6 protein-coding genes are annotated in these 26,850 nt (G+C 69.8%); all 6 read right to left on the bottom strand.

What is annotated here, in order from left to right; all coding sequences use genetic code 11:
* Nucleotides 1–417: 417 nt before the first annotated feature.
* The 6 genes from AB5J62_RS07665 to AB5J62_RS07640 all read right to left on the bottom strand — a co-directional run bounded on the left by AB5J62_RS07665 (nt 418) and on the right by AB5J62_RS07640 (nt 26,230).
* On the bottom strand, nt 418–687 hold the full coding sequence (locus AB5J62_RS07665; protein WP_091294748.1) for a PqqD family protein: 270 nt from the start codon (nt 685–687) through the stop codon (nt 418–420).
* Between the two features lie 444 nt (nt 688–1,131).
* Nucleotides 1,132–1,875, bottom strand: coding sequence for a thioesterase II family protein (locus AB5J62_RS07660; protein WP_370947428.1), 744 nt, complete (start codon nt 1,873–1,875; stop codon nt 1,132–1,134).
* A 34-nt stretch (nt 1,876–1,909) separates the two neighbouring features.
* Nucleotides 1,910–2,095 carry an acyl-CoA carboxylase epsilon subunit gene (locus AB5J62_RS07655; protein ID WP_370947427.1) on the bottom strand — a complete coding sequence of 62 codons (186 nt, stop codon included), beginning with the start codon at nt 2,093–2,095 and terminating at the stop codon, nt 1,910–1,912.
* Entirely contained in the window at nt 2,092–3,687 is a 1,596-nt protein-coding gene (locus AB5J62_RS07650; protein ID WP_370947426.1) for an acyl-CoA carboxylase subunit beta, read from the bottom strand. The genes AB5J62_RS07655 and AB5J62_RS07650 overlap by 4 nt, the downstream gene beginning before the upstream one ends.
* 306 nt (nt 3,688–3,993) lie before the next feature.
* Nucleotides 3,994–9,222 carry an SDR family NAD(P)-dependent oxidoreductase gene (locus tag AB5J62_RS07645; protein WP_370947425.1) on the bottom strand — a complete coding sequence of 1,743 codons (5,229 nt, stop codon included), beginning with the start codon at nt 9,220–9,222 and terminating at the stop codon, nt 3,994–3,996.
* A gap of 13 nt (nt 9,223–9,235) precedes the next feature.
* On the bottom strand, nt 9,236–26,230 hold the full coding sequence (locus AB5J62_RS07640) for an SDR family NAD(P)-dependent oxidoreductase (RefSeq protein ID WP_370947424.1): 16,995 nt from the start codon (nt 26,228–26,230) through the stop codon (nt 9,236–9,238).
* Between the last annotated feature and the right edge of the window lie 620 nt (nt 26,231–26,850).

The following is a 26,850-nucleotide window of genomic DNA, read 5'->3' as shown; positions in this document are numbered from 1 at the left end:
CGTCTAAGACAGAGGTCTATGCGACACCTTGAACACTTCCCGTGACGAGCCGACAACGCCTATGACAAGCGTCTGAAAACGCTCTCCCGCAATTCTTTGAATGCGCGACGGCTAATCTTATACAGATTTATCAATAATGGATTCCGGCCGAGCGGTTTCACGGCCCGCCACGACAGGCCCGAGCGAACCGCAGGTCAAGACCCACATCCGCGGGCCGTCATGATCGTCACCAGCGAACACACCGCGCCCGCGAGCGGTCATCGGGCACCCATTCGCGCTAAGGGAAGAATGGGGGACGCACCGGCGAGCGGAACAAACCCTTACGGGTCAACGAGAATCGTCCCCGAACGCGACGAAGCGCACGGCGGGTTCGCCGTGCGCTTCGTGTTCGTCGATGTTCGCGGGACGGAAGGAGGCTCAGACCTCGTTGCGCATGAGACCGGCGTCACGCAGCTCGCCGACCCAGAGGTCCATGTCGGCCTTCATATGATCGGGATGGCGGTCCCACAGGGTGGCCAGCATGCGCGCGGCAGCGTCGAGGTTGCCGTCGTGCTGCCGGAGCGCGATCCACATCGCGGTACCCACCCGGCTGCACCGGAACCGGGCACCACTCTGCTCGGAGAAGAGCTCCAGCTGTCCGTCCGCCATGACAGTGGCCATCAGGCCCGGTTCGGGTCGCACTGGCATCTTCCCCCCTCTCGGGGCGCGGGGACCTCAGGCGGTCCGTTCAGCTCGATCATACATACGTCTTACACTTGGAACTAGTACGACCGTATGGGAATTTGGCGCACTTGTCCGGCCAGCTTGGGACTGGCCGTCAGTATTGGTGTTCACGCTCTCCGTACACCAGTACCCCTAGTCGGTGAAGTTCGGCGCGCTGCCGCTCCAGAGTGTCGATTTCTGACATTTCAAGTGCTTTTGAACACCGTCTGAGCAGGACTTTCGCATCTGGTGAGAACAAAATCTAGTACCGAGTACAGATTTGGCGAATATCTGCGAACGGATCGTCAAACGGTTCTCTTGTATTCATTTGCAGACACTTTTGACGTTGCCGGACGAAAGCTGGGGGCAACGAAAACCGGCGGGCCCCCGAGGTCTCGGGTGCCCGCCGGCCGGTGATGCTCGCTGGGGTCATGCCTCCTGGACGTGCTTCGAGATCTCCGCCATCACCGCCGGCGCGTGCTCGTTGAGGTAGAAGTGCCCACCGGTGAAGACCTGCAAACTGAATTCGCCGCGGGTGTGGTTCGCCCAGCCGCGCGCCTCGTCGAGGGTGACCTCCGGGTCGGTGTTGCCGGTGAGCACCAGTATCGGGGTCTTGAGCTTGGGTCCCTCGGCGTAGCGGTAGGTCTCGGCCGCCTTGTAGTCACTGCGGATCGCCGGGATGCTCATCCGGAGCACCTCCTCGTCACCGAGGATCGCCGCGTCCGTGCCGCTCATCTTCTTGAGGGTGTTGATGAGCCCGTCGTCGCTCGACTTGTGCACGACCTCGTTCTCGCGGTGCATCGACGGCGCGCGGCGGCCGGAGGCGAACAGGCCGAGCGGCACGATGCCCTGCGCTTCGAGCCGCAGCGCGACCTCGAACGCGATGTTGGCGCCCAGGCTGTGCCCGAACAACGTGACGGGCTTGTCCAGCCAGCCGTTCTCGAGCTCGCCGACGATGGCGTCGGCCAGCAGCCGGACATCGTCGATCAGCGGCTCGGTGCGGCGGTCCTGCCTGCCCGGGTACTGGATGGCGAGCACGTCGATCTCCGGCGACAGGGTGCGCGACACCGGGAAGTAGAACGGCGCGGACCCACCCGCGTGGGGGAAGCAGACCAGACGCGTGGCGGCGTCCGGCGCCGGGTGGAAGTTGCGGATCCAGGCACTGCCGGTCATGAGGTTCCCTTTCTCGGTTGCTGCGTTTGGTTCGTCAACGACTGGTGGCCCAGAAACCGGGCGGGGTGTAGCCGTCGTCGCGCACCCAGCCGGGCGCGCGGGCGGGCTCGGGTGTGGTGCGCTTCGCGGGCTGGAGCAACGCGAGCACGGCGACCGTGGCGGCGGCGATCTCGTGGTCGTCCGGGTTTCCCTTGGTGACGACCAGCAGCGGCGCGCTCATGCCGGCGGGTTCCCGTGCTTGCGCGACGGGAGCCGCGAGTGCTTGGTGCGGAGCATGGCGAGCGCGTCGACCAGCGTCTGCCGGGTGACCGACGGGTCGATCACGTCGTCGACCAGCCCGCGCTCGGCGGCGTAGAACGGGTGCATCAGCTCGTCGGAGTACTCCTGGATGCGCTCGGCGCGCGCGGCGTCGGGGTCTTCGGCGGCGGCGATCTCGCGGCGGAACACGACGTTCGCCGCGCCCTCCGCGCCCATGACGGCGATTTCGTTGGTGGGCCAGGCGAAGGAGAGGTCCGCGCCGATCGAGCGCGAGTCCATGACGATGTACGCGCCGCCGTACGCCTTGCGCACGATCAGCTGGACGCGCGGGACGGTCGCGTTGCAGTAGGCGTAGAGCAGCTTCGCGCCGTGGCGGATGATGCCGCCGTGTTCCTGCTCCTTGCCCGGCAGGAAGCCCGGTACGTCGACCATCGTGATCAGCGGGATGCTGAACGAGTCGCACAGCGAAACGAAGCGAGCGGCCTTCTCAGAGGCGTGTATGTCCAACACGCCGGCGTACGACGCGGGCTGGTTCGCGACGATGCCGACGACGTGGCCGTCGAGCCTCGCGAGGCCGCAGATGATGTTGGTCGCCCAGGAGGCGTGCACCTCGAACAGGTCGCCGTCGTCGATGATCTCCTCGATCACCGCGCGCATGTCGTAGGCCTGGTTGGGATCGGCGGGCACGATGTCGAGCAGCGACTCACTGCGCCGGTACGCCGGGTCGTCCGGCTGGACGTACGGCGGCAGCTCGCGGTTGTTCTGCGGCAGCAGGGAAAGCAGGTGCCTGACCTCTTCGAGGCACTCCTCCTCGGAGTCGTACATGAACCCGGCGGCGCCCGAGACGCCCGCGTGCACCTCCGCGCCGCCGAGCTGCTCGTGGGTGATCTCCTCGCCGGTGACGCTGCGGACCACGTCGGGCCCGGTGATGTACATCTGCGCGGAGCCGCGGACCATGAACACGAAGTCGGTCAACGCGGGCGAGTACGTCGCGCCGCCCGCGCACGGGCCGAGCATGACCGAGATCTGCGGGATGACCCCGGAACACCGGACGTTGCGCCGGAAGATGCCGCCGTACCCGGCGAGCGCGGTGACCCCCTCCTGGATGCGCGCGCCCGCTCCGTCGCTGAGCGAGACGATGGGCGCGCCGGCGGACTCGGCGAGGTCCATGACCTTGTGGATCTTCTCGGCGTGCGCCTCGCCCAGCGAGCCGCCGAAGACGCGGAAGTCGTGCGCGTAGACGAAGACGGTGCGGCCGTTGACCAAGCCCCAGCCGGTGACGACACCGTCGCCGTGCGGCTTCTTGTCCTCCAGGCCGAACCCGGACGCCCGATGCCTGCGGAAGCCCTCGATCTCGCGGAAGGTGTTCTTGTCGAAGAGCAGGTCGAGGCGCTCGCGGACGGTGAGCTTGCCCTTGGCGTGCTGGGCTTCCGTCGCCTTGTTCGACGGACCGGCCTGCGCCGCCTCACGGGTCAGCTCGAGCTCGACCACGCGCGACCGCAGATCCGGCCGGGGAGTCTTCACCTCGACGCCGAACTCCTCAACAACGGACATCTCGCTCTCCCACGTCTCTGCGTCACTCGGCTCCAGCCCTGTCTAAAACGATCGTCTGTCTAAATCTTGCTTTCCGGAACCCCTACCCGCCCCCTGCCTTCCCACCCCACCGCCCTGACCAGCCCCGGCCCGGCGTACCCGAACAGTCGGCACGCGTGCCTGGAGGGTCGGCACGCGTACCTGAGGAGTCGGGACGCGTGCCGACTCTCTGGGCACGCGAGCCGACCGTTCGGGTACGCGGCGAAGGCCACGAAACCGGCGCTGGGGCGCTGGGTTCGTGGCCTTCGGGGTGAGGCATGGGTGGGGTCAGGCGAGTTCGGAGTCGAGGATGGCGAAGAGGTCGTCGGCGCTGGCGTCGGAGATGTCGGCGGCGGGTTCCTGTTTGGCGGGGAGGGACTCGGCCCACTTGGCGGCCAAGGCCTTGAGGCGGGCCGAGATGGCGGCGTGTTCCTCTTCGGAGGTGGGGGTTGTGGTGGCGAGGGCCGATTCGAGCTTGGCGAGGTCGGACTCGAGTGGGGTCGCGGCGGTCTCGTCGACGAGCTGGGTGGCGAGGTAGCCGGCGACCGAGGCGGCGTCGGGGTAGTCGAAGATCAGGGTCGCGGGGATGCGCTTGCCGGTGACCGTGCCGAGGCGGTTGCGGAGCTCGAGTGCGGTGAGCGAGTCGAAGCCCATGTCGAGGAAGCCGCGGTCGGTCTCGATGGAGTCGGGGTTGCCGTGGCCGAGCACCGCCGCGATGTGGCCGCGCAGGACGTCCAGGATGGCCTGGTCGCGTTCCTCGCCGGTGAGGCCTGCGAGTTTCTGCTTCAACGAGCCGCCGGGTGCGGTGGCGGCGGCCGCGCGGGGCGGGGCTTTGACCAGGCCGCGGAAGGCGGTCGGGATCGGGTCCAGGGCGCGGAGGGCCTTGAGGTCCAGTTTGACCGGGACGAGGACCGGGCTGTCGATGCCGAGCGCGGTGTCGAGGAGCGCGAGGCCTTCGCCGGACGGGAGACCGGCGACGCCCGAGCGGGCGACGTCGGCTTCGGCCAGGTGGTCGGTCATCTCGCTCTTCTGCTGCCACAGGCCCCAGGCGAGCGAATGGGCCGGGAGGCCGAGTGACCGGCGGTGGACGGCGAGCGCGTCGACGAAGGTGTTGGCGGCGCCGTAGTTCGCCTGGCCCGCGGTGCCGGTGACACCCGAGACCGAGGAGAACAGGACGAAGGCCGACAGGTCGCCCGCGAGTTCGTGCAGGTGCCAGGCCGCGTCCGCCTTGGGGCGGATGACCTTCGACAGGCGGTCGGGGTTGAGCGAGGTGACGATGCCGTCGTCGAGGACACCGGCCGTGTGCACGATGCCGTCGACCGAGTACTGCGACAGCAGGCCCTCGACCGAGGCTCGGTCGGACACGTCGCAGGCCGCGATCGTGACCGAAGCGCCGAGTTCCTCCAAGGAGGCCTTCAACTCGGCCGCGCCGGGGGCGTCCGCGCCGCGGCGGCTGGTGAGCAGCAGCGAGGTGACGCCGCTGGACGCGAGGTGGTTGGCCACCAGTGCGCCGAGGCCGCCGGTGCCGCCGGTGACCAGCACCGTGCCGGTCCACGGCGACGCGCCGGTCACCTCGGACTCGGCGACCTTCGCCAGGCGCGGGACGTGGAACGCTCCCCCGCGCACCGCGATCTCCGGCTCGCCCGTGGCGAGTGCCTGTTCCACAGTGGACGGATCGTCGGTGTCGACGAGCACGAAGCGGCCGGGGTTCTCTTCCTGTGCCGCGCGGACCAGACCCCAGACCGGGGCCTGGGTCAGGTCGATCCCGGTGTCGCCGACGGGGACGGCGTTACGGGTGACGAAGACCAGCTGGGCGGCTTGGTCTTCCGCGATCCAGTCCTGGACCTTCGACAAGACCGTGTTCGTGGTGGCGTGCAAGGAGTCCAGAATGTCCGAACCGGACTCCACGGTGAACACGACGTGCTCGGGAACCGAGCCGGCGGCAGCGGCCAGCGGCGTCCATTCCAGACGGTAGAGCGACTCCGTGCGACCGCCGCGCGACAGCTGCTCGGGCGACACCGCGCGGGACACGAGGGAGTCCACACTCAACACCGGCGCGCCGGAAGCGTCGGCGACCGCGAACGAGACACTGTCCTTTCCGGACGGTGACATCCGGACGCGCAGGCCCGAAGCACCCGAGGCGTGCAGTGAGACGCCGCGCCAGGCGAAGGGCAGCAGCGTGTCGCCGTCGCCCTCGGCGAGCAGGTCCGCGTGCATCGACGCGTCGAGCAGTGCCGGGTGCAGGCCGAAACCGTCGGCGGACGTGCCGTCCGGAAGTGCGACTTCGGCGTAGACGTCTTCGCCGTGCTTCCACGCCGCTTGCAGGCCCTGGAAAACCGGGCCGTACTCGTAGCCACGGGTGATCAGGCGCTCGTAAGCACCTTCGACCGGCAACGGCGTCGCGCCCGCGGGCGGCCATTCGCCGAGGTCGAAGGCAGGCGCGGCGCCACCGGGCTTGAGCTGGCCCTCGGCGTGCCGGGTCCACGAGTCGCCGTCGCTGGAGTAGACGGCGACCGAACGCTCGCCGTCGGACCCGGCGGAGCCGACCACGACCTGCACGGCGAGGCCGCCGTCTTCAGGCAGCACCAAGGGCGCTTCGAGGGTCAGCTCATCGATGAACGGGGTCCCGGCCTGCTCGCCCGCGCGGACCGCGAGTTCCACGAAAGCCGTGCCGGGCACCAGGATCGAGCCCATCACGGAGTGGTCGGCGAGCCACGGCTGCTTGTCGACGCCGAGACGCCCCGTGAGCACGACGCCGTCGGAGTCCGGCGAGGCGACGACCGCGCTCAGCAGCGGGTGCTCGGCCGGGAGCAGGCCGATGCTCGAAGCGTCACCAGAAGAAGCGGGCGCGCCCGCCCAGTACTTCTGGTGCTGGAAGGCGTAAGTCGGCAGCTTGACGCGGCGGGCCGCGCGGCCGTCGAAGAACTTGGCCCAGTCGATCCGGGTGCCGCGGGCGTGCGCGAGGCCGAGCGCGGAGATCAGCTCCTGCTCCTCGCCGCGGTCGCGGCGCAGGACGGCGGCGAACGCGGCGTCGCCGGTCACCGACTCCTCGCCGATCGCGGTCAGTGCCGCGTCGGGGCCGAGTTCCAGGAACGTGGTGACGCGCTTGGACTCCAGCTTGCGGACGGCGTCGGAAAAGCGGACGGCCTCGCGGACGTGGGTGACCCAGTACTCGGGCGAACCGAGGTCCTTGGCGACGTCGCCGGTGACCGTCGAGATGATCGGGATCTTCGGCGAGCCATAGGTGAGGCTCGACGCGATCGCGCGGAACCCGGCGAGCATCGGCTCCATCAGCGGCGAGTGGAACGCGTGCGACACCTTGAGCTGCTTGGTCTTGCGGCCTTCGGACTTGAAGTGGTCGGCGATGGCCAGTGCGAACTTCTCTTCGCCGGACACGACGACCGAGTTCGGCGCGTTGACCGCGGCGATGCTCACGGTCTCGGTCAGATGCGGCTTGACCTCGTCCTCGGACGCCTGGATCGCCACCATGGCACCGCCGGCGGGCAGTGCCTGCATCAAGCGCCCGCGGTAGGCGACCAGCTTGGCCGCGTCCGGCAGCGAGAGCACGCCGGAGACGTGCGCGGCCGACAGTTCGCCGATCGAGTGCCCGGCCAGGTACTCCGGCCGGACGCCCCACGACTCCAGCAGGCGGAACAGCGCGACCTCGATCGCGAACAGCCCGCTCTGGGTGAACTGCGTCTGCGCGAGCAGGTCCGCGTCGTCACCCCAGATGACCGGGCGCAACGGCTGCTCGAGGTGCTTGTCGAGTTCGGCGATCGCCTCGTCGAAGGCCGCGGCGAACACCGGGAACGCCGCGTGCAGCTCGCGGCCCATGCCGAGCCGCTGGGCGCCCTGGCCGGTGAACAGGAACGCGGTCAGCCCGCCCTTGGCGACACCCTGCTGAACGCCGGTGCCGTCACCGGTGGCCAGCGAACGCACTCCGGCGAGCAGCTCTTCGCGAGTGGAGCCGACGATCGTCGCGCGACGCTCCAAAGAGGACCGGGTCGTCGCGAGCGAGAACCCGATGTCCACCAAGGAAAGATCGCCAACGGAGGCGGCCAGCTTCGCTGCCTGGCCGCGCAGGGCTTCGGGGCTCTTGGCCGAGAGCACCCACGGCACGACGCCCGACTTGACCGTCGGCGACGGACGCGGGGGCTCTTCGTAGGCCGGGGCCTCTTCGATGATGACGTGCGCGTTGGTCCCGCTGATGCCGAACGACGAGATCCCGGCGCGCTTCGGACGGCCGCGGTCCGGCCACGGCATGGCCTCGGTCAGCAGCTTGACGTTGCCTGCGGACCAGTCGACCTGCGGGGTCGGCTCGTCGACGTGCAGTGTCTTGGGGAGTATCCCCCGCCGCATGGCCTCGACCATCTTGATGATGCCGGACACACCCGCCGCAGCCTGGGTGTGGCCCAGGTTCGACTTGACCGAGCCGAGCCACAACGGCTCGTCGTCCGGCCGGTTTCGGCCGTAGGTGGCCAAAAGTGCCTGCGCCTCGATGGGGTCACCGAGCCGGGTGCCCGTGCCGTGCGCCTCGATGGCGTCCACATCGGACGGTTGCAGGCCGCCTTCCTTCAGGGCGGCCTTGATGACACGTTGCTGGGACGGGCCGTTCGGCGTGGTGATGCCGGACGAGGCGCCGTCCTGGTTGATCGCCGAGGCACGCACGATCGCCAAGACGTTGTGCCCCTTGGCACGCGCGTCGGAAAGCTTTTCGATCAGCAGCAGGCCGGAGCCCTCGCCCCAGCCGGTGCCGTCCGCCGCGGCCGCGAAGGACTTGCAGCGGCCGTCGACGGACAGCCCGCGCTGCTTCGAGAAATACAGGAACGTGTCCGGCGTGCACATGACAGTGACGCCCCCGACGAGCGCCATCGGCACCTCGCCGGCACGAATGGCCTGTATCGCCCAGTGCAGCGCGATCAGGGAGGACGAGCACGCGGTGTCCACGCTGACCGAAGGCCCTTCCAGGCCCAGCGTGAACGACACCCGCCCGGTCACGAGAGAGCCGCCCGCCGCGGCTCCCTCGTAGTCGTGGTACATCACACCGGCGAAGACACCGACGCGCTCACCCTCCAGCGAACGCGGATCGATCCCCGCGTCCTCAAAGGTCTCCCAAGCCGTTTCCAGCAGAATGCGTTGCTGCGGATCCATTTCCGCGGCCTCGCGGGGCGAGATGCCGAACAGGTCGGGGTCGAACTCCCCCGCCTCGTGCAGAAAAGCGCCGTCGATCGAGATCGTCTTGCCCTCTTTGCCCGGTTCTGGGTCGTAGAGGCCCTTGGTGTCCCAGCCGCGGTCGACCGGGAACTGGGTGATCCCGTCCCGGCCCGCCGCGATCATCTCCCACAGCTGCTCGGCACTGTTGATGCCGCCGGGGAACCTGCACCCCATACCCACGATGGCGATCGGCTCATTGTCGGCAGGACCGGCTTCGGCGAGCTGTTTGTTCGCCTCTTTGAGCCGCTCGTTCTCGGCCATGGTCTTGCGGAGCGCTGCGACGATCTGCTCGACGTCTGCCACGTTCTAACCCTTCTCACTCGCCCGCGAGGGCGGCCTTCACGAGGTCGTCGATGCCCATGTCCGCGATCGCGGCGCCCGGGTCTTCCTTGCCGTTGGCGAGTTTCATCAGAGATTCGAGCAGGCCGGATTCCTTGAGCTTGGCCACCGGGATGGCCGCCAGGGTCTCGCGGATCTTCACTTCCTCCGGGTCCACCTGGGCTGGCGCCGCCGGGACCGGGACCGCTGCGATGCCCGGGGTCAGCTCCTCGAGCAGGAACTTCGCCAAGACAGCGGGCTTCGGGTAGTCGAACATCAACGTCGCCGGAAGCCGCAACTTCGTCGCCGCCTGGAGCTTGTTGCGCAGCTCGATCGCGGCCAGCGAGTCGAGACCCAGCTCCGTGAAGCCCTTCGACGTGTCGATGTTCTCCGGCTCGTCGTGCCGGACCGCCGCGACGTGCGTGCGGACCAGGTCGAGCACGGCCCGCTCTCGCTCGGCCGCCGCCAGCACCGCGAGGCGCTGGACGAGCGTGCCACCGGCCGGGATCACGACCGGCGCGGCGACCGGGGCCGGAGCCGCGGTGACCGGGATCGGCGCGCTGGCGGCGATACCCGGGCTCAGCTCTTCGAGCAGGAACTTCGCCAGTGTCGCGGGCTTCGGGTAGTCGAACATCAACGTCGCCGGAAGCCGGAGCTTCGTGGCCGCCTGGAGCTTGTTGCGGAGTTCGATCGCGGCCAGCGAGTCCAGGCCGAGTTCCGTGAAGCCCTTGGCCGTGTCGATGTTCTCGGGTTCGTCATGCCGGACCGCCGCGACGTGCGTGCGGACCAGATCGAGGACCGCGCGCTCGCGCTCGTCCCCGCCCAGCGCGGCGAGCCGCTGTTCGAGCGACCCTCCCGCCGGGAGCGCGACGGCCGGAGCCGGGGCGGCCGCGACCGGCACCGGGGTGCTGGCGGCGATGCCCGGGGTCAGCTCCTCCAGGAGGAACTTGGCCAGGCTGACCGGCTTCGGGTAGTCGAACATGAGCGTCGCCGGGAGCCGGAGACCGGTGGCCGTCTGGAGCCGGTTGCGCAGCTCGATGGCGGCCAGCGAGTCGAGACCCAGCTCGGTGAAGCCCTTCGACGTGTCGATGTTGTCGGGTTCGTCGTGCCGGACGGCCGCGACGTGCGTGCGGACCAGGTCGACGATGGCGCGTTCGCGTTCCTCGTCGCCCAGAGCCGCGAGCCGCTGCTCCAAAGACCCGGCCGGAGCGGCCGCCGGAGCGGCTGCCTGCTGCGGAGCGGCCGTGGAGACCCGCTTGACCGTCGACTTGGCGACGTTGCGGAACAGCGCGGACACCTCGTCGACGACCTCGGCGAGCGCCGCGGTGTCGAGCCGGATCGGGACCAGCACGGCGTCGGCGAGGCTGACCGCCTCGTCGAACAGCACCAGGCCTTCGGCCGACGAGAGCGCCGGGACACCGTTGCGTGCCAAGCGTCCCAGCACCGCCGGGGTGAGCTTGTCGACCATGCCACCCGCCGACGACCACAGGTTCCAGACCAGCGAGCTGGCAGGCAGCCCGGCCGCCTTGCGGTGCTGGGCGAGACCGTCGAGGAACGCGTTGGCCGCCGCGTAGTTGCCCTGGCCGGCGCTGTCGGTGAGGCCTGCGGTCGAGGAGAACAGCACGAACGCCTTGAGATCCTTGGTCAGCTCGTGCAGGTTCCACGCCGCGTCCACCTTGGGGCGCAACACCTTCTCGACCTGCTCGGGGGTCATCTTGGAGATCACCGAGTCGTCGAGCACGCCGGCCGCGTGGATCACGGCGTTGATCGGGTGCTCGGCCACGAGCTTGGCCACCTGGTCGCGGTCGGACACGTCCGCCGCGGCCACGGTGACGTCCACGCCGAGCGCGGACAGCTCGTCACGCAGCGCCGCGGCGCCGGGTGCGTCGAGCCCGCGACGGCTGGTGAGCAGCAGTTTCCGGGCGCCGTGCACGGTCACCAGGTGCTTGGCGAGCAGCGCGCCGAGGCCGCTGGTGCCGCCGGTGATGAGGATCGTGCCGTCGGCGGTCCACGGCGGGCCGGACTCGGCCTCGGTCGCGGACACGTTGCCCAGGCGCGGGATCTTCATCTCGGAACCCTTGGCCGAGACCACGATCCGCACGGCCGACTCCGGCTCTTCCTGCGACGCCACCGCGGGCAGCGAGCGAGCCGAGCTTTCGGCGGCGTCGTAGTCGACCAGCAGGAACCGGTCCGGGTTCTCCGCCTGCGCGGCCCGTACCAGGCCCCACACCGGGGACTGCGCGATGTCCACATCGGACCCGTCGATCGAGACGGCGCCCTCGGTGAGCACGAGCAGGCGCGAGTCGGACAGCTTCGGCTCGGCCAGGAAGTCCTGGATCAGCTTCAGCGCACCGAGCACATTGGACCGGACGGCCGCCGGAACATCGCCTCCTGCTTGCGGAACCGGGTAGACGACGACCGGGGGAACAGCGTCGGCAGCGGCCAGCGCCGCGAAGTCCACATAGGACACCACGCCGTCGCCGAGCCCGGCCGGGACGGCACCGATGACCGCCCAGCCGTCGGAGCTGGTCTGCATCAGCGCGCCGCCGAGCGGGAGCTGGCTCCAGCCGACGCGGTACATCGACTCGCGCTCGCGGCTGCCGGTCGAGGCCGCCGCCGCTGCCGCGACCCGGTCCGGGGTCACCGCGCGGACGACCAGCGATTCGACCTGCAGCACCGGGTTTCCGCTGGTGTCGAACAGTTCCATCTTCACCGCGTCGGAGCCGACGTTGCTGTCGGAGCTGACCCAGTTGATGCGGCAGCGCAGCTTCGCCTTGCCGCCGTCGTAGAGCCCGACGCCGGACCAGGAGAACGGCAGCTGCGAGGCGCCGATGTCCTGCGGCTTGCGGCCACCGAGGAAGTCGGTCGCCGACAGCGCGGCGTCCAGCATCGACGGGTGCACGCGGAACTGCGCGGCGTGGTCGCGAGCGTCCTCGGGCAGCGCGACCTCGGCGTAGATCTCCTTGCCCTTGGCCCAGATCGCGCGAAGACCGCGGAACATCGGGCCGTAGTGGTAGCCCTGGCTGGTCAGGTACTCGTAGACGTCGCTGATGTCGACGACCTCGGACCCGGCGGGCGGCCATTCGCCGAGGTTGGCGACCGCGGGCTTGCCGGTGCGCAGCAGGTTGCCGGACACGTGGCGGGTCCACTGGACGTGCGAGGGCGCGTCCTCGAACCGCGAGTAGATGGCGATTTCGCGGCGGTCGGTCTCGTCGAGCGGGCCGACGGTGACCTGGATCTGCACGCCCGCCCGTCGCCCACCACCACCCTCAACGGAGGCGCTGCGCGCCGCTGTGTCTAACTGCGGCAACGGCATGAGGGCCTCGATGATCAGCTCTTCGACGACCTCGCAGCCGACCTCTTCGGCCGCCCGCAGCGCCAGCTCGACGTAGCCCGTGCCCGGCAGGAGCACCGTGCCGAGCACGTCGTGGTCGGCGATCCAGGAGTGTGTCTCGATCGACAACCGGCCCGTGAGGGTCACGCTGTCGCCCTCCGGCGAAGCGACGACCGCCGACAGCAGCGGGTGCTGCGCGGACTGGAGGCCGAGGCTGCCGATGTCGCCGCCGGTCTCCGGCTGGATGTCCAGCCAGAAGGTGCGCTTCTCGAAGACGTAGGTCGGCAGTTCGACGCGGCGGGCGTTGCTGCCCTTGAAGAACTGCTCCCAGTCCGGGGTGATGCCCGCCGTGTGCAGCTTCGAGACCGCGGTCAGCAGGGTTTCGACCTCGGACCGTTCGCGGCGCAGCGTCGGGACGGACAGGAGTTCGCTGTTCTCCAGCGTCCCCTGTGCCATCGCGGTGAGCACGCCGTCGGGGCCCAGCTCGACGAACCGGGTGACGCCCTGGGCTTCCAGGGTGGCGATGCCCTCGGCGAAGCGGACCGCTTCACGGACGTGGCCGACCCAGTAGTCCGCGGACGCCAGGTGCTCGTCCTTGGCCGCGGCGCCGGTCACGTTCGAGACGATGCTGATCTTCGGCGTGCCGTACGTCAGGGTTTCCGCGACCTGACGGAACTCCGCGAGCATCGGCTCCATCAGCGGCGAGTGGAAGGCGTGCGACACCTTGAGGCGGGTGACCTTGCGGCCCTCGGCCTTGAAGTGCTCGCCGATCGCGACCGCCGCGGCCTCGTCGCCCGACACGACCACGGAGGCCGGGCCGTTGATGGCGGCGATGCTGACGCCGTCGGTGAGGTGCGGGGTGACCTGGTCTTCGGTCGCCTGGATGGCGACCATCGCACCGCCGGTCGGCAGCGCCTGCATCAGGCGGCCCCGTGCGGCGACCAGCTTCGCGGCGTCCGCCAGGGTGAACACGCCCGCCACGTGCGCGGCGGCGAGTTCACCGATGGAGTGCCCGACGAGGACGTCCGGCCGGATGCCCCAGGACTCCAGGGTCCGGAACAGCGCGACCTCGATCGCGAAGAGCCCGGTCTGCGTGTACGCGGTCTGGCTGAGCAGATCGGCGTCGTCGCCCCACATGACCTCGCGCAACGGCCGGTCGAGGTGCTTGTCCAGCTCCGCGAGCACGGCGTCCAGCGCCTGTGCGAAGGCCGGGATGGCCTCCGCGAGTTCGCGGCCCATGCCGAGACGCTGCGCGCCCTGGCCGGTGAAGAGGAACGCGGTCAGCCCGGCGCTGTCGGCGGCGCCTCGGATCGCGAGTGCGTCGAGCCCGCTCAGCGCGGCTTCCCTGTCCCCGGCCAGCACGACCGCCCGGTGTTCCAGAGCCGCGCGGGACGTGGCCAGCGAGAAGGCGACATCGGTGAGGTCGGCTTCCGTGCTGTCGATGAACTCCCTGAGCGCCGCGGCCTGCTCCGGCAGCTGCTTGGCCGTCTTGGCCGAGACGACCAGCGGGACGAGCGGCGTCGGGGCGACCACCTCGGGCCGCTCCGGCTCGCTGAACGCCGGCGCCTGTTCGAGGATGATGTGCGCGTTCGTGCCGGAGAGGCCGAACGACGACACCGCGCCGCGGCGCGGGTGGCCGTTCTCCTTCCACTCACGGGCTTCCGTGAGCAGCTTGACCGCGCCAGCCGTCCAGTCGACGTTCGGCGACGGCTGGTCGACGTGCAGTGTCTTCGGCATCATGCCGTTGCGAATGGCCATGATCATCTTGATCACGCCCGACACACCGGCGGCGGCCTGCGCGTGGCCGATGTTGGACTTGATCGAACCGAGCCACAGTGGACGGTCCTCAGGACGGCCTTGGCCATACGTGGCAAGGAGAGCCTGCGCCTCGATCGGGTCGCCGAGCCGCGTGCCGGTGCCGTGGCCTTCGACCATGTCGACGTCCGCATAGGACAGTCCGGCCTGCGCCAGCGCCCGCTGGATGACCCGCTGCTGCGACGGCCCGTTCGGGGCGGTGAGGCCGTTGGACGCGCCGTCCTGGTTGATCGCGGACGAGCGGATCACCGCGAGCACCGGGTGCCCGTTGGCCTGCGCGTCGGACAGCCGCTCGATGAGCAGCAGGCCGACACCTTCGGACCAGCCGGTGCCGTCGGCGGCGCCGGCGAACGCCTTGCAGCGGCCGTCGGCCGCGAGGCCGCGCTGCTGCGAGAAGTCGACGAAGATCTCCGGGGTCGGCATGACCGTCACACCACCGGCGAGCGCCATCCCGACCTCGCCGGAGCGCAGCGCCTGGACCGCCATGTGCAGTGCCACAAGGGAACTGGAGCAGGCAGTGTCCACAGTGACCGCCGGGCCTTCGAGGCCCATGCTGTACGCGACGCGGCCGGACGCGATGCTGCCCGCGCTGCCGTTGCCGAGGTAGGCCTGCAGGTCCTCGGGAACCTGGCCGGGACGGCTGCCGTAGTCGTGGTACATGACGCCCGCGTAGACACCGGTCTGGCTGCCGCGCATGGTCGTCGGGTCGATGCCCGCGCGCTCGAACGCCTCCCACGCGGACTGCAGCAGCAGGCGCTGCTGCGGGTCCATGGCGAGTGCCTCACGCGGCATGATGCCGAAGAACTCGGGGTCGAATTCCGTGGCGTCGTGCAGGAAGCAGCCTTCGATGGCGTAGGTCTTGCCGGGCGTGCCTGGCTCGGGGTCGTAGATCGCCTGCGCGTCCCAGCCACGGCCGGCCGGGAACGGGGTGACCGCGTCGCGGCCCTCGGCGACCAGGTTCCAGAGGTCTTCGGCCGACTGGACGCCGCCGGGGAACCGGCAGCTGATGCCGACGATCGCGATCGGCTCGTCGTCGGAAACCGCTGTCGTGGCGAAGGTCTTGGGCGTGGCGGCCTGTGCCCCGCCGAGCTTTTCCTTGACGAACTCGGCGACGATCTTGGACGTCGGGTAGTCGAAGACCAGCGTGGCCGGGAGCTTGAGCCCGGTCGCGCCGTTGAGCGCGTTGCGGAGTTCGACGGCCGCGAGCGAGTCGAAACCGAGTTCCTTGAACGCCTTGTCCGGCGCGACCGCCTCGGCGCCCGAGTGCCCGAGCACCGCGGAGACGTGCGTGCGGACCAGGTCCAGTAGCACCTTGTCGGCCTCCGCCTCGGACAGCCCGGCGAGGCGCTGCGCGAGTGCGTTGGTGTTGCCGGAACCGGTCTGAGCGGCGGCGCGGCGGGCCGTGCCACCGCGGACGAGCCCGCGCAGCAGGGCCGGGATCTCGTCGGTGCGAGCCTTCAGGGCCGCGCCGTCGACGCGGATCGGGACGAGGCAGGCCTCGTCGGCGGTGAGCGCCGCGTCGAAGAGCGCGAGGCCCTCTTCGACAGTCAGCGCGGGCAGGCCGAGGCGGTTCATGCGGTCCAAATCGGACGCCTGGATGTCGCCGAGGCCGGTGTTGACCGCCCACATGCCGAACGCGAGCGCCGACGCGGGAAGCCCCGCTGCCTGGCGGTTGGCGGCCAGCGCGTCGAGGAAGACGTTCGCCGCGGCGTAGTTGGCCTGTCCGGACGGCAGCACCAGGCCGCCGGCCGAGGAGAACAACACGAACGCGGTGAGCGGCAGGTCCTTGGTCAGCTCGTGCAGGTACCAGGCGGCGTCGACCTTCGGCAGGAGGACGCTGTCGACGCGCTCGGGGGTGAGCGTGCCGATCAGGCCGTTGTCCGCGACACCGGCCGCGTGCACGACGCCCCGCAGGTCGTCGATTCCACTGAGGACGGTCGAAAGCGCTGCCTTGTCGGTGACATCGGCGGCGACGACATCGACGGTGGCGCCGAGTTCGGTCAGCTCGTCCTTAAGGCCCTGCGCCGCTGGGGCGTCGAGACCGCGGCGGCTGGTGAGCACGAGGTTACGGACGCCCTGGGTGGTGACCAGGTGCCTGGCGACGATCGCGCCGAGACCGCTGGTGCCACCGGTGATGAGGACAGTGCCTTCGCCGCTCCACGGCTCTTCGTCCACAGTGGACGGGGAGACCTTGGTCAGTCGCGGCACCAGCATTTCGCCGTCACGCAAGGCGAGTTCGGGCTCACCGGACGTCGCCGCCGCGGCGAGCGCCTGGTGGGACGCGGCCGAGTCGTCGGCGTCGACCAGCACGAAACGGTCCGGGTTCTCGGCCTGCGCGGCCCGCACCAAGCCCCAGACCGGGGCCTGGCTGAGGTCGGACGCGGTGCCGTCGACGGCGACCGCGCCGTGGGTGACGATGACCAGCTTCGAGTTGGCGAAGCGGTCGTCGGCCAGCCAGGTCTGCACGACGTCGAGGACGCTGCGGGTGACCGAGCGGGCGCCGGTGGGCAGGTCGCCCGCCGCCGAAGCCGTCGAGAACAGCACCAGCGCGGGGACTTCGGCGGAGGCGTCGGCGACCTCGTTGAGCGAGACCAGGTCCGGGAAACCGCTGGAAGCGGGCTTGGCGACCGGGTTCCAGACGATCCGGTAGAGCGACTGGTCACCGCTGCGCGCTGTGTCCAGCTGCTCGACCGAGACCGGGCGGGACACGAGCGACTCGACCGTCGCGACCGGCTGACCAGCCGAGTCGGCGACGAAGATGCTCGACACCTCATCGCCGCGCACGCGTCGCAAGTGGACACGCAGGCTGGACGCGCCCGCCGCGTGGAGCGAGATTCCGTTCCACACGAAGGGAAGCAGCGTCTCCTCGGAGGTGAGGCCGCCGTTCGCGTCGAAGAGGTCGGCGTGCATCGCGGAGTCCAGCAGCGCCGGGTGCAGGCCGAAGCGAGCAGCCTCCGCCCAGGAGCCCTCGGGCAGGACGACCTCGGCGAAGACGTCCTCGCCGCGACGCCAGGCCGCCTTCAGGTTCTGGAAGACCGGGCCGTAGCCGTAGCCGCGGCCGATCAGGCGGGCGTAGGGGTCTTCGAGCGGCACCGGCGTGGCGCCACGCGGCGGCCATTCGGTGAGGTCGAAGCCCGGCTCGTCCGCGTTCGGCGAGACCGAACCCGTGGCGTGCCTGGTCCAGGAGCCCTCGCTGTTCTCGGCGCGGGTGTAGAAGGCGATCGGCCGGGTGCCGCTCGCGTCGGCCGCGCCGACGACGACCTGCAGGGCCAAAGCGGTGCCCGGGGGCAGGATCAGCGGGGCTTCGAGCGCGATCTCGTCGACCTTGCCGCAGCCGACCTGGTCGGCCGCGCGGATGGCGAGTTCGACGAAACCGGTGCCCGGGAGCAGCAGGTTGCCGAGGACGTCGTGGTCGGCGATCCAGGCCTGGGTGCCGATGGAGACGCGCCCGGTGAGCACGACTCCCCCGTCCTCCGGCGAGACGACCGCCGCCGACAGCAGCGGGTGATCGACGGTTTCGAGACCGGCCGAGGTGACGTCGCCGGAGCCGGCGGCCGCGTCGAGCCAGTAGCGCCTGCGCTGGAAGGCGTACGTCGGCAGCTCGACGAAGCCCGGGGCGGCGCCGAAGAACTTGGTCCAGTCGACCTCGATCCCGCGGGCGTACGCCTTGCCCAGCGCGGACAGGATCTCGCGCTCCTCGTCGCGGTTACGCCTCAGGACCGGGATAAAGCCCGCTTTACTCCCGGGAGTAAAGCCCGCTTTATCCCCCGGAGTAAAGCCCGCTTTATCCGCGCTCTCCTGGCCCATCGCGGTGAGCACGGCGTCGGGGCCGAGTTCGATGAAGGTGGTGACGTTGCGGCCGAGCAGGTAGTCGATGCCGTCGGCGAAGCGGACCGCGTTGCGGACGTGGGTGACCCAGTACTCGGCGTTGGTGACGTCGCCGAGTTCGCCGGTGACGTTGGAGACGACCGGGATCTTGGGCGCGTTGTAGGTCAGCGAGGCCGCGACCTCGCGGAACTCGGCGAGCATCGGGTCCATCAGCGCCGAGTGGAACGCGTGGCTGACCTTGAGGCGGGTGGTCTTGCGGCCGTCGGCCTCGAAGCGGGCCTTGAGTTCGAGCGCGACGCCCTCGTCACCGGAGATGACGACCGAGCGCGGGCCGTTGATGGCCGCGATGCCGATCGCGTCGGTGAGGAACGGCGTGACCTCGTCCTCGGTGGCCTGCAAGGCGACCATGGCGCCCCCCGCCCGTCGCCCACCACCACCCTCAACGGAGTCGCTGCGCGACGCTGTGTCATTCCCGGGCAGCGCGCCCATGAGACGGCCGCGGGCCGCGACCAGCTTGGCCGCGTCCTCAAGGGACAGAACGCCCGCGACGTGCGCGGCGGCCAGCTCACCGATCGAGTGCCCGGCGACGAAGTCGGGCTTGACGCCCCACGACTCGACGAGCCGGTACAGCGCGACCTCGATCGCGAACAGGCTGGTCTGCGTGTACGCGGTCTGGCTGAGCAGGTCGGCGTCCTCGCCCCAGACCACGTTCTTGAGCGGCTGGTCGAGGTGCTTGTCGATCTCGGCGACCACGGTGTCGAAGGCCTGCGCGAACACCGGGAACCGGGCGGCGAGCGCCTGGCCCATGCCAAGGCGCTGGGCGCCCTGGCCGGTGAAGAGGAACGCGAGCTTGCCGTCGCGGACCGAGTCGACGATGCCGCCCGTGCCGTCGGCGACGGCTTCGAGTGCGCTGAGGAGTTCGTCCTTTTCGGACCCGATGACGACCGCGCGGTGATCGAGCGACGCACGCGTGGTGGCCAGCGAGCGGCCGATGGCGGCGAGGTCGTCCGAGTTGTCCACAAAGGACTTGAGGCTGGCAGCCTGGCCCTGCAGGGCCTGCGCGGTCTTGCCCGAGATGACCCACGGCACCAAGCCTTCGCTCGGCTCGGCGTTCGCCGGGGCCGGAGCGTCCGGGGCCTGCTCGATGATCACGTGCGCGTTGGTGCCGCTGATGCCGAACGAGGAGACACCCGCGCGGCGCGCGTGGCCGTTGTCCGGCCAGTCGACCGCCTCGGTGAGCAGCTCGACCGCGCCCGCTTCCCAGTCCACATTGGGCGACGGGGCGTCGACGTGCAGCGTCTTCGGCAGCACGCCGTGTTCCATGGCCTTGACCATCTTGATGATGCCCGCGACACCGGCGGCGGCCTGGGTGTGGCCCAGGTTCGACTTGATCGAGCCCAGCAGCAGCGGGGTTCCGCTGGCAGGGCGTTCCTGGCCGTAGGTCGCGATCAGCGCCTGCGCCTCGATCGGGTCACCGAGCGTGGTGCCGGTGCCGTGCGCCTCGACCGTGTCGATGTCGGCTGCCGAAAGTCCGGCACTGGCCAGCGCCTTTTCGATGACGCGCTGCTGGGACGGGCCGTTCGGGGCGGTGAGGCCGTTCGACGCACCGTCCTGGTTGACCGCCGAACCCCGCACCACGGCGAGGATCTTGCGGCCGTTCTTCTTCGCGTCGGAGAGGCGCTCCAGCACGAGCATGCCGGAACCCTCACCCCAGCCGGTGCCGTCGGCCGCCGCGGCGAACGACTTGCATCGGCCGTCGGAGGCGAGGCCGCCCTGACGGTTCATGTCGATGAAGGTGTCCGGAGTGGACATGACGGTCACACCACCGGCGAGCGCCAGGCCACATTCTCCTTGCCGCAGCGCCTGAATCGCCCAGTGCAGCGCGACAAGCGATGACGAGCAAGCCGTGTCGACGGTGACCGCCGGACCTTCCAGACCGAGCACATAGGACACACGGCCGGAGACCACACTCGCGAGCGAGCCGTTGCCGAGATAGCCCGCGATCTCTTCGGAGACCTCGCCGAGACGGGTGCCCCAGTCGTGGTACATGACACCGGCGAAGACACCGGTGTTGCTGCCGCGCATCGACTGCGGGTCGATACCGGCCCGCTCGAAGGCCTCCCACGAGGTCTCCAGCAGCAGGCGCTGCTGCGGGTCCATCGCCTGGGCTTCACGCGGGCTGATGCCCCAGAACTCGGGGTCGAATTCCGCGGCGTCGTACAGGAAACCGCCCTCGCGGGTGCTGGACTTGCCGCCCTTGCCCGGCTCGGGGTCGTACAGGGACTCGACGTCCCAGCCACGGTCGTTCGGGAACAGGTTGACGCCGTCGGCGCCCGCCGCGACCAGGTCCCACAGCTGCTCGGGCGAGGTGATGTCGCCCGGGTAGCGGCAGGCCATGCCGACGATCGCGATGGGTTCGTCGGTGACGACGGCGACCTTCGGCTTCTTGGGCTTGGGCGCTTGCTCCACTGTGGACACCTTGGAACCGATGTGCTTGGCCAAGGCGCGCGGGGTCGGGTAGTCGAAGATCAGCGTGGCGGTGAGCCGCAGTCCGGTCGCCGAGTTGAGACGGTTGCGCAGCTCGACCGCGGCGAGCGAGTCGAAGCCGATGTCGGTGAACGCGCGGTTCGCGTCGATCGCGTCGGCGCTGTCGTGGCCGAGCGTGCCGGCGACCTGCGCGGTGACCAGTTCGAGGATCGCGCCCTCGCGGTCCCCATCGGACAGTCCGGAAAGCTGGGCTGCCAAGGAAACCTCGACAGACACCGGCCCACTGCCCGCGGAGGCTGCGGTGCGGCGGACCGGTGTCCTGACGAGCCCGCGGAGCAGTGCGGGCAAGTCCTTGCGTGCGGCCAACGCCTTCGCGTCGACGCGCACCGGCACCACATTGGCTTCTTCGCCGGTCAGCGCGCGGTCGAAGAGACTCAAGCTTTCTGCCGGGTACAGCGGGTCGAGACCCAGGCGGCGGATGCGGCCGAGCGCGGCCTCGTCGAGGTCCGCGCCCATGCCGGCGTCACCGGCCCACAGGCCCCACGCGAGCGCGGTGGCGGGCAGGCCCGCCGCGCGGCGGTGCTGGGCGAGCGCGTCGAGGAAGACGTTGGCCGCCGCGTAGTTGCCCTGTCCGGCTCCGTCGAGGATGCCGGCGGTCGAGGAGTAGACCGCGAAGACCTCCAGCGCGCGGTCCTTGGTGAGCTCGTGCAGGTGCCAGGCGGCGTCGACCTTGGGCCGCAGCACGTGATCGACGCGCTCTTCGGTCAGCGAGCCGACGAGGCAGTCGGCCAGCGTGCCCGCGGTGTGGACCACGCCGGTGAGCGGGTGGTCGGCCGGGACCGAGGCCAGCAGCTCGGTGAGCGCGGCGCGGTCGGCCACGTCGCACGCGGCGATCGTGACCTCGGCGCCCAGCTCGCCGAGCTCGGCCTTCAACTCCGTGGCGCCGGGTGCATCGGCGCCGCGGCGACTGGTGAGCAGGAGGTGACTGACCCCGTGCTCGGTGACGAGATGACGGGCCAGCAGTGCGCCGAGCCCGCCGGTGCCGCCCGTGACGAGCACGGTCCCGGCACCCGCCCACGGCCTACCGGCATCGGGGGTGGCGATGGCCGTCAGACGCGGGACGAACAGTTCTCCCTTGCGCAGCGCCAATTCCGGCTCGCCGGTGGCGAGCGCGGCACTGTACGGACCGGGACCGTCGACCAGCACGAAGCGGTCCGGGTTCTCGGCCTGCGCGGCGCGGACGAGACCCCACACGGGAGCCTGGGTCAGCTCGGCGGGCGTGCCGTCGGTCGACACACCGCCGTTGGTGGCGATGACGAGCTTCGAGCCCGCGAAACGCTCTTCGGCGAGCCAGTTCTGAAGCAGGCTCACGACCTTGTTGGTGACCGCGCGCACCGCCTCGGGGATGCCGCCGTCGGCGGGCTCGATCTTGGCGAGCACGTACTCGGGGACCTCGTCGCCGAGCGCCTCGAAGGCCGTCGGCTCTTCGGACGCCTCGCCGGGTGCGAGCGGGGTCCACTGGACCTGGTAGAGCGAGTCCTTGTTGCCGGCCTGGGCGGCCGCGAGCTGCTCGGCCGAAACCTCGCGCAGCAGGAAACGTTCGATCGTCGCGACGGGCGCGCCGGTGGCGTCGGCGATGTGCAGCGACACCGCGTCCTTGCCGGTGTGCTCGATACGGACACGCAGCGAAGCCGCGCCGACCGAGTGCAGCGCGACGCCGTTCCACGCGAACGGGAGGCGGGTCTCGTCGGAAACCGGCTCGGGGGAAGCGAAATCGGTCGCGTGCAGCACCGCGTCGAGCAGCGCCGGGTGCAGGCCGAAGTTCGCCGCGTCGTTCTTGACCGACTCCGGCAGCGCGACCTCGGCGTAGACGACGCCGTCGGCCTTCCACGCGGCCTTGAGGCCCTGGAAGGTCGCGCCGTAGCCGTAACCCTGGTTGGTGATGTCGGCGTACAGAGTCGAGATGTCGATCTTTTCGCCACCGGCCGGCGGCCATTCGGCGAGACCGAACGTCGGCGCGGGGGCGCCACTGGTCAGCACACCGCTGGCGTGACGCACCCAGGGCGCGTCGAGCGGAGCGTCCTCGCCACGCGAGTAGAAGTCGACGCTGCGGCGGTTGGTCGAGTCGGCGTCACCGACGACGACCTGCAGTGCGAGGCCGCCCGCCCGTCGCCCACCACCACCCTCAACGGAGCCGCTTCGCGGCGCTGTGTCCACATCCGGCAGGACCATCGGGGCTTCGAGGGTGAGTTCCTCGAGGAGGTCACAGCCGACGTGGTCACCGGCGCGGACGGCGAGTTCGACGTACGCGGTGCCCGGCAGCAGCGGGACACCGGAGATGACGTGGTCGCCGAGCCACGGCTGGGCACGCAGCGAGACACGGCCGGTGAGCACGACGCCGTCGTTGCCCGCGAGGCCGACGACCGCGCCGAGCAGCGGGTGCTGTGCGGCGAGCAGGCCGAGGCTGGACGCGTCGCCGCCGGATTCCGGCTTCTCCAGCCAGAAACGCTTGCGCTGGAAGGCATAGGTGGGCAGCGTGATCTTGCGGCCGCCGTGGTTCTTGAGGAACGCGGCCCAGTCGACCTTGACGCCGTTGGCGTGGATCTGGGCGACCGCGCCGAGGAGTTCGGGGTTCTCCTCGCGGTTGCGGCGCAGCGCGGCGACGAACTTGATCGACGAGTCGCTGACGCACTCCTGGCCCATCGCGGCGAGCACCGCGTCCGGGCCGAGTTCGACGAACGTGGTGGTGCCCTGCTCTTCGAGCCAGGCGATGCCGTCGCGGAAGCGGACCGCGCCGCGCACGTGCTGGACCCAGTAGTCCGGCGAGCAGAGCTCTTCCGCGGTGGCGAGGCGTCCGGTCACATTGGACACGACGGGGATCTTCGGCGCGTTGTACTTGAGGATCCGCGCGACCTTGTAGAACTCGGCGAGCATCGGCTCCATCAGCGGCGAGTGGAACGCGTGGCTCACGCGCAGCTGCTTGGTCTTGCGGCCGTCGGCCTGGAAACGGCCGGTGATCTCCATGACCGTGTGGTGGTCACCGGAGATGACGACCGAGTTCGGGCCGTTGATCGCGGCGATGCTGACCTTGTCCTCGTGGCCGTTCAGCCACGGGAGCACTTCTTCTTCCGACGCCTGCAACGCGACCATCGCGCCGCCGGTCGGCAGTTCCTGCATGAGACGGCCGCGCGCGGCGACCAGCGTCGCGGCGTCGTCGAGGCTGAGCACGCCGGCGACGTGCGCGGCGGCCAGCTCACCGATCGAGTGCCCGGCCAGGTAATCCGGCTTGACGCCCCAGGATTCGAGCAGGCGGTACAGCGCGACCTCGATCGCGAACAGCGCCGACTGCGCGTACATGGTCTGGTTGATCAGCTCGCCCTCGGGCAGGTCCTCTTCGGCGAAGACGACGTCCCACAGGGAAACCTCGAGCTGGAGGTCGAGGTAGCCGACGGCGTTCTCGAAGGCCTTGGCGAAGACCGGGTACTTGTCGATGAGCTCCTTGCCCATCGCCAGGCGCTGCGAACCCTGGCCGGTGAACAGGAACGCGGTGCGGCCGCCGATCGCGGCGCCGACGTGAACACCCGGCGCCTTCTTCTGGCCGTCCGCGACGGCACGCAGGCCCTTGACGAAGTCCTCTGTGGACTCGGCGAGGATGACCGCGCGGTTGGTGAGCGTCGCGCGGGTGTGCGTGAGCGAGTAGGCGTAGTCGGCGATGTTCGCGTCCGGGTTTTCGTCCACAAAGGACACGAGACGCTCGGCCTGCGCGCGCAGCGCCTGCTCGGTCTTGCCGGAGACGACGAGCGGGGTGAGCGCGGCGGGCGCGGTCTCGTGCTCGGCTTCTTCGGCGGCGGGCGGCTCTTCGAGAATGGCGTGCGCGTTGGTGCCGCTGATGCCGAACGACGAGATGCCCGCGCGGCGCGGACGGCCGTTCGGCTCCCAGGCGACCGGCTCGGTGAGCAGCTTGACGTCACCGACCGACCAGTCGACGTTCGGCGTCGGCGCGTCGATGTTCAGCGACTTCGGCATCCGGCCGTGCTTCATCGCCATGATCATCTTGATCATGCTGGCGACACCGCCCGCGGCCTGGGTGTGGCCGAGGTTGGGCTTGCTCGACCCGAGCCAGAGGGGGTGCCCCTCGGAACGGCCCTTGCCGTAGGTGGCGAGGATGGCCTGTGCCTCGATCGGGTCACCGAGCTTGGTGCCGGTGCCGTGCGCGTCGACCACGTCGACGTCGTCGGAGGTGTACCCGGCGACCGCGAGCGCCTGGCGGATCAGGCGCTGCTGCGAAGTGCCGCTGGGCGCGGTGAGACCGTTGGACGCGCCGTCCTGGTTGACCGCGGTCGACCGCACGATGGCGAGCACGTTGTGCCCGTTGGCGACGGCGTCCGACAGCCGCTCGACGACGAGAAGGCCGATGCCCTCGGAGAACCCGGTGCCATCGGCCGCGGCCGCGAAGGCCTTGACGTGTCCGTCGGGTGCTAGGCCACGCTGACGGCTGAAGCTGGTGAAGATGCCGGGGCTGCCCATGACGCAGACACCACCCACGAGCGCGAGCTGCGTCTCACCGCGGCGCAGCGCCTGGCTCGCGAGGTGGAGGCTCACGATCGCGCCGGAGCACGCGGTGTCGACGGTGACCGCGGGGCCTTCGAAACCGAAGACGTACGCGACACGGCCGGAGGTGACACTGGGCGCGGTACCGGTCATCAGGTAGGCGTCAAGGCCCTCAGGGGCTTCGTGAACCCTTACCCCGTACTCGTGGACCTCGGCGCCGACGTAGACAGAGGCCTGAGTGCCCTTGAGAGTCGTCGGGTCGATGCCAGCGTGTTCGAGTGCTTCCCAAGCCGCTTCGAGCGTCACGCGCTGCTGAGGGTCCATGGCGACGGCTTCCTTCGGGCTGATGCCGAAGAAGTCCGCGTCGAAGTCGGGGGCGTCGGGCAGGAAGCCACCCTTGGTGACATAGCTCTTGCCCGGTTCCTCCGGGTTCTCGTCGAACATCGTGTCGAGCGCCCAGCCACGGTTGTCCGGGAACTCCCCCAGGACCTCGCGGCCCTCGTCGACCAGCTGCCACAGGTCGTCGGCGTTCAGCACGCCACCGGGGAACTTGCACGAGATACCGACGATGGCGATCGGCTCGTCGTCCGCGTACGAGGCGATCTGCTGCGTGGCGACGGCTTCCTCAGGCGCGAGCCCCAGCACCTCGGTCCGCACGTAGGCGGCGAGCGCGGCCGCGGTCGTGTAGTCGAAGACGACGGTGGGCGGCAGCGCCAGCCCGGTGGCGGCGTTGAGCCGCTGATGCAGATCGACCAGCGCGAGCGAGTCCAGCCCGATGTCACGGAACGCGCGCTCGGCGTCAACGATGGTCTTGCTGTCCGGCCGGACCTTCTTCAGGGCGTCGGTGGCCTGCTTCACCACCAGCTCGGTCAGCAACCGGAGCTGCTCCGAGTTCGGCAGCGCCTCCAAACGGCGCACCAGCGCCTGCTTGTCCGGCTGCTCTACGGCGTCAGAAACCACGTTGCCGGGCTCGCTCATCTACGCACTCCACGCTAGAAACCGTTCTTGCGGACAGGGTTCAGCCTTCGCCAGTAACGGCACCGTACGGCCGAAAAAGAACCCAGCCACACCCCTACCGCCCCCTAAGCGACCACCCAAAAACCAGGGCGGACCAGCGGGGCTGACGGCAGCGGCCGGATCATGCTTCCTGTACGTACAAACGTCTAGCGCCCTTGCTCACGCTCGACCCCCTCCCGTCCCAATGCGTCCTCCGGTCCCTGGCAGGTGCCGAAAGACGCATTGGGACCCTGGGACGGACCGAAAGCCGCATTGGGGACCTGCCAGGTACCAAAGGACGCATTGGGGCAAGTGCGAGCCACGAGGTGGGGTACCTCCCCGCCTGGGGCGTCCGGCCTGTATGAAGGCTCCCCTCATACAGCTATGCGCGATGAAGGCTCCCCTCATACACGCGAGGTTGTATGAAGGGAGCCTTCATACAGGCCGGGGTCCGTGGGTGGGCCGGAGTCAAACCGGGGTCGTGAGTGGTACGGCCGGTTAGAACCGGCCGTACCACTCACGACCCCGTTGTACTGCCTGGAGAAGCCAGACCGGGCGAAGCCGGTCAGCGGGACGTCCCGCCTCCTTTCCGTGATCTCCAG

Source organism: Amycolatopsis sp. cg5 (assembly GCF_041346955.1).
GTDB lineage: Bacteria > Actinomycetota > Actinomycetes > Mycobacteriales > Pseudonocardiaceae > Amycolatopsis.
Note: the sequence above shows the minus strand (reverse complement) of the source record. Positions and strands in the feature narration are given on the sequence as shown.